The following is an 822-nucleotide window of genomic DNA, read 5'->3' as shown; positions in this document are numbered from 1 at the left end:
CAACACCGCTACAGCCCACCAAGCAGTAGAACAGCTAGATGTCGCACCGCTTGAGGGAGCAGTGCATAATCGCGTAGGTATGATCAATGATTTATCGGATGAAGGATTTAATATCTTTGAACAGGGCATTGTAAACATGTTTATCAAAGAGCATTATCTGGCTACCGTGGATCACGATGAAAATGGCAATGTGATCTATGCAAAAGATGAAAATGGAAATCCTATAAGAGACAGTCATGGAAACCCGCAGCCGCAATATCATTATTTAACGCCTGAAGAACAACAGAATTTACAAAAAGGTTCTGATGGCAAGGTTCATGTTTTCCTCAATGGTATTCTTACAACACCAGATGACGCAGCCCATAATGCGGTTCAGTTGGCTGATAACAAGAATGATCCGCACTATTTTCTGATGTTCCCTCATAGCGATTCGCGCTTGGTAGATTTGTTCATTGCAGGGTATCAGTATTTTCTAGAAGGTAAGTTGGGTATTTTGACCAATTCGACGAAGAAGTACCAGAATCTGTTGTATAGCCTTGGCAATATAGGATTGCATACTGATGCGCATAGCCGCGGCAGTATGACAGCGGGCAATGGATCGCATGATTTAGAAAAGCATGGTGTTCATGGTATAGCAAAGAAAACAACGATTAATTTCTTTGGACCAGCTTATAATACTCAAAACATGGCAGATACGTTATATATCTTAAGTGATGGAAAGCAGGATTACGTAAACTTGGAAAATCATAAAAATGACTTTGTTGGTACAAAGATTGGCAAAAATCCTTACACTTTTGAGCAAATACCTCCTGGAAGTGGTCC

1 pseudogene is annotated in these 822 nt (G+C 40.5%); it reads left to right on the top strand.

Annotated features, from left to right (window positions below):
- Positions 1-822 (top strand): annotated as a pseudogene (locus ACFIMQ_RS09505) (filamentous hemagglutinin); the annotation flags it as partial.

This window comes from Bartonella sp. AD13SXNS, assembly GCF_042196465.1.
Classification (GTDB): domain Bacteria; phylum Pseudomonadota; class Alphaproteobacteria; order Rhizobiales; family Rhizobiaceae; genus Bartonella.
Note: the sequence above shows the minus strand (reverse complement) of the source record. Positions and strands in the feature narration are given on the sequence as shown.